Consider the following 4491-nt stretch of genomic DNA (forward strand, 5'->3'; position numbering starts at 1 on the left):
ATTTGCTGCCACCGCAGTAGGGCAGTCTATTCTCGGACAGCCTCCTAGGAGCCTGCCGGACTTATGCTTTTACTAAACGACATCTTTAGTTAATTAGTTTTTTTATTGGAATTACAGATAATTTTTTATTCTATTATGGTTTTAAAACCGAGTAGAAATCATTAACACCGCAAAGTATAGTGGTTTCAATTATAAAACCTCCAGTTAATTGTCCATGGTCAAGCATCGCAAAGACAGTTAAATTGTCTGCAGATTCTTATCTTTTTTGCTTGAAAATCATGTTGGCTTAAGCCACACAGGCTCCTGGATGCCTTGAATCCAGGCATCACTGTACAGCATGGTACAAACGTTATTCTGTACAATACGTTAGGTGGCAATTTGAGTAGCTATTTTTTATTGCCTGTGCAGATGTCTTAGTGGTTACAATTTTATTGCATGAGGTGATCAGTATGAACAGGGTGTTATTGACTACTGCCGTTTTCATTTCCACGATATTTCTTTTAAATTCTGGTTATGCTTCTGAGCCTGTTGATCCTACTAATCTCCCTTCAGGCCATTTGCGGGTTAATTTTCATAACGCTACCGGTTATACCTGTAAATCATCAGGCATTCATCTTAAGCATGGTAATTGGTCTCACAAACCACCCGGTTCAGTAGGTCCACATAAATCAGATTTTTGGGAGGGAAAACAGACTTACCGTGGTCCTGATATGGCTTTAACATTTGAATGCGGTGGTTACTCTTTTAGCGTGAGAAATCAACAAAATTTTTCCTGGATGGAAGGGGGTGATCAAAATAACAGCACTTATAGTGTAAATAAACATGTAAAGGTAACAAATAAACAATTTCAGCATGCCAGAACCAGGAATATAATGGGTATTGCGAATATCACTGTTTCCTTGAATAGAAGTCAACTTACGCTTAAATAAAAAAACAGAAGAAACTCATGACCTGGAATCTTTCTGTTTCCTGGCAGTTTAATTATTGTATCCAGAGGGGAGTCCTTCTCGTTCCCTTTGCTCTGGATGCAACAGAACCCTTGGGTATAATGTATGACCATTGCAAAGTCGGCTTCTTTTGGTGCTGAATACCTACCAGGTCTGTCATTGGAACTATTTACGCCACAACCACTGCTTGAGACACTTGAGACTTTAGCGACAGTGAGTTGGCTCACTATCACGAACAAACACGTTGCAAGCAGTATTCCTGCCGAAGACGCAATAGCTGCCAAAGACAGAATGGCGCTTGTTGCCAACAGAATTCCCCGAATGTTACACCCAGATAATCCGCCCTATGAAATTGCGACAACACTTCCTAAAATAAGAAATAATTATGCAGATGGTTTCTTTAATATGATCAGACCAGACCCACTGCGCGTACTGGCGCTTTATTCCATGATGGGGCTTAGTGCGCCAAGCAGTATGTGGCCTAGTATACACCCGCATTCTGTTATCAGGTTTTTAAAATTTGATGGATTTGGCGTTGGGTATATATTCAAATTCAATTCAAAAATATGCGATTCTCATGTCTTTGGAAGCTATGAACCTGAAGGGAACAGAGATACAGTCTATCTATTTTTTCCTACATTAGGTGAGTATTTAGCGGATAAAGATGATTTAAATAATGAACTCTATGACTTGGAGTTTAAGGCGATGGGTCAGATAAATTATTATTTTTTATGCGATGTCAGGAAGTTTGTATTTGAATGATCATCTATAGTGGGCCTTGTGTGTGCTTTTGCATGAAAATCTCCCGGCTTTTCTGAATGAACGTCCCCTTGATTACCCTGAAAAAAGTACAGAAGATCTGCTTCCAAACGACTGAAATTCACCTTTGGTATTTTTTTGGTATTTTTTGGTAAGTACATGACCAAATGAAAACATATATTTTCTTGCTGGCAGGCCCTGCAAGGCCTGTAGACCAACTTGAAACGCAAATGGTCATGTACTTAATAGTGCTAATAGTGTCATTCAAGAAACCGTCTTAAAAGTCTGCGTGTGGTGGTCGCCATAATCGCCATAAAAGGAAAAGAAAAGGTCGTTTCTGTAGGAAAAAGTCTGATCCTGTGTGGAAAAATTCTCAGTCCAGATTTGTAAGTACCAGCGGCGGGATAGTAAACCACCGCCAACAGTGAATAAAAGTGGATAAAAGCCGCCTCGTTTGGACTTTTCTTCGTTACACCGCCGGGTTCCTGAAAAATCGAAAAACAGGTAGCTTTTATCATGGGTTCGACTGTTCACACAAAAGAGCATGAACAACGTTTTAGAAAAGACGATTATTGACTGGAATTACAGGTAACTTTTTATGCTTTTCTGACATGACAATCAGGCAAAAAACATGAGAATTACAAAATAGAATGACTATAGTTACAAAGTCTCTTATTAGATGTTTTACCGGTTACAACTTTATTGTATGAGTGAACCAGAATGAACAGAGCATTACAGGCCATCGTAACCTGCATTTCCATGCTATTTCTTACCAATCCGGGTTTTGCTTATGAAACAGGAGGCTTTTTGTACGTACACGCTTTTAACAAAACGAAATATACTTGCACAATAACTCACCAAAAGATCAAGCATGGTTATTGGTTTTATCAACCACCTGACTCCATAGCCGCAAATGCGGAAGGTGGGTGGACGGGGTCGCAGACAGCTGTCTACGGTCCTGATATGGTGGTAACACTTAAATGCGGTGGTTACTCTTTTACCGTGGAAAATCGACAAAATCTTTCTCTTTTCATCGCCGGGAATCAACATTGCAAGACGTATAATGTCGATAAACATCTATCTGTTACCAACAAACAGACCAAGCATGCCTCGATTCATGAAGGTGGTATTGCAGAAATCACTGTTTCATTAAAAGTAGGTCACCTTGAGTTGAATAAAACAGTAAACAAAAACCCATCATAGCTAATAGTGCTAATAGTGTCATTCAAGAAACCGTCTTAAAAGTCTGCGTGTGGTGATGGTCGCCATAATCGCCATAAAAGGAAAAGAAAAGGTCGTTTCTGTAGAAAAAAGTCTGATCCTGTGTGGGAGAATTCTCAGCCCAGATTTGTAAGCACCAGGGGCGGGATAGTACACCACCGCCAACAGAGTACAGCAGTGGATAACAGCAGATAAAAGCCGCCTGCCTTGGACTTTTCTTCGTTACACCGCCGAGCTCCCGGAAAATCGAAAAACAGGCAGCTTTTATCATGGGTTCGGCTGTTCACAGAAGAGCATGAACAACGTTTTAGAAAAGACGATTATTGCTATAACACAATAAAAATGACTTTTATTTGGGTACCAGGGCGTACAGTTTGCCTGGTGCCTGTTGAGCGCCTGCCAGGGTTCCCGCCTGCTCACCCACTCCCATGTAGATATCACCGCGCGCAACACCTTTGATGGCGCTGCCAGTATCCTGTGCCACCATAAGCTGCCTGTAGGGTTTCTGATTTATTGTCAGCGTTGTATCGACCCACAGCAGGGAGCCGTAGGGGATAAAGGAAGAATCAACGGCCAGTGTATGGTGAGCTGTGGCAGGAACGCCTTGGGCAGTAATAGCGCCGGTGGAAGTTTCTTTGAAGAAAATATAGCGTGGATTTTCATTAAATAACGACTGTTGTTTTTCAGGGTTATCAGCAAGCCACTGCTTGATGGTAGCCATGGAGACAGTCTTTAAATCACCTCTGTCTTTTAGCGCTCGACCAATAGCAACATATTTACCGCCATTATTGCCCGCGTAACCTGCATACAAATGAGAACCGTCTTTTAATTCAATGGTTCCCGAGCCCTGGATTTGCAGAAAAAACCTGTCCACAGGACTTTTTAGCCAGACCAGTACCTGATCGGCTGACACCTTGCCAGAGTCAATATATTGCGCAATCTCTGCCCGGCTCTTATTGCGCAGATCGCCATCAGGCAGCTTGAGTAACGGTGTTTCAAATCCCGGTTCTTTGTGCCGTCGCCCTTCATACACGGGGGAGAAATAGCCAGTAAACAACCCCGCCTTATCGGGGGCAATTTGCACAACATTAAAATGCTTTTCAAAGAAAGATGTTAACTGAGAATCATCAACACGGGCTAGCTGCTGACACACCTTTTGCCACTTCGAATAGCTGCCCAAAGGCAAGTTAGCTGAATAATTTTTCCTGTCCAGCTTCTGACAGCTGTTGTTTATAGCCGAACGGGCTTCTACGATGTGCTGATTATCCCAGCCTTTTAAATCAGAAAATCCGGCAGGTTCAAGGAGGTTGTTACTGTAAGATAGTGAAGTGCATCCTGTCAGCAGAGCAGCCAATGGCGCAAATAGCTTATTCATCATTGTAGTGAGTGCCTCTTGATCTTAGGGGGGGTGAGAATTCAGGCTCTTCTTAGTCTCTGGCGTTGTACCAATAATTCATTCTAACTACGCTAGGAGCCTGTCCGAGAATAGACTACCCTACTGCGGTTGCGATAAATTGGTCTAAAAATTCCTGCTTCTTCGTCAAATAGCCCCACTATTATCCTC

The 4491-nt window shown here is 42.1% G+C and carries 5 protein-coding genes; 3 read left to right on the forward strand and 2 right to left on the reverse strand.

What is annotated here, in order from left to right; genetic code table 11:
* The first annotated feature begins 449 nt into the window (after nt 1-449).
* Nucleotides 450-929 carry a hypothetical protein gene (locus tag V4C51_RS17205; RefSeq protein WP_330927409.1) on the forward strand — a complete coding sequence of 160 codons (480 nt, stop codon included), beginning with the start codon at nt 450-452 and terminating at the stop codon, nt 927-929.
* A 123-nt stretch (nt 930-1052) separates the two neighbouring features.
* Entirely contained in the window at nt 1053-1709 is a 657-nt protein-coding gene (locus tag V4C51_RS17210; protein ID WP_330927410.1) for a hypothetical protein, read from the forward strand.
* A 257-nt stretch (nt 1710-1966) separates the two neighbouring features.
* Here V4C51_RS17210 and V4C51_RS17215 read toward each other — a convergent pair whose 3' ends face one another.
* On the reverse strand, nt 1967-2224 hold the full coding sequence (locus V4C51_RS17215) for a hypothetical protein (RefSeq protein WP_330927411.1): 258 nt from the start codon (nt 2222-2224) through the stop codon (nt 1967-1969).
* Between the two features lie 202 nt (nt 2225-2426).
* On the opposite strand from V4C51_RS17215, the gene V4C51_RS17220 reads away from it, so the two are divergent.
* The gene (locus V4C51_RS17220) at nt 2427-2909 is read left to right on the forward strand and encodes a hypothetical protein (RefSeq protein WP_330927412.1); all 483 of its coding nucleotides are present in this window, start codon (nt 2427-2429) and stop codon (nt 2907-2909) included.
* Between the two features lie 367 nt (nt 2910-3276).
* On the opposite strand, the gene mltA is transcribed toward V4C51_RS17220, so the two are convergent.
* Nucleotides 3277-4305, reverse strand: a complete 1029-nt coding sequence (mltA, locus tag V4C51_RS17225) for a murein transglycosylase A (RefSeq protein WP_330927413.1) — start codon at nt 4303-4305, stop codon at nt 3277-3279.
* Nucleotides 4306-4491 lie beyond the last annotated feature (186 nt).

Source organism: Candidatus Sororendozoicomonas aggregata, from assembly GCF_031528575.1.
GTDB classification, from domain to species: Bacteria; Pseudomonadota; Gammaproteobacteria; order Pseudomonadales; family Endozoicomonadaceae; genus Endonucleibacter; species Endonucleibacter aggregata.

Excerpts from the sequence above, each read along its gene's own strand:
- V4C51_RS17220 (WP_330927412.1), top strand. The coding sequence starts at position 2,427 with ATGAACAGAGCATTACAGGCCATCGTAACCTGCATTTCCATGCTATTT.
- V4C51_RS17215 (WP_330927411.1), bottom strand. The coding sequence starts at position 2,224 with ATGATAAAAGCTACCTGTTTTTCGATTTTTCAGGAACCCGGCGGTGTA.
- mltA (WP_330927413.1), bottom strand. The coding sequence starts at position 4,305 with ATGATGAATAAGCTATTTGCGCCATTGGCTGCTCTGCTGACAGGATGC.
- V4C51_RS17210 (WP_330927410.1), top strand. The coding sequence starts at position 1,053 with ATGACCATTGCAAAGTCGGCTTCTTTTGGTGCTGAATACCTACCAGGT.
- V4C51_RS17205 (WP_330927409.1), top strand. The coding sequence starts at position 450 with ATGAACAGGGTGTTATTGACTACTGCCGTTTTCATTTCCACGATATTT.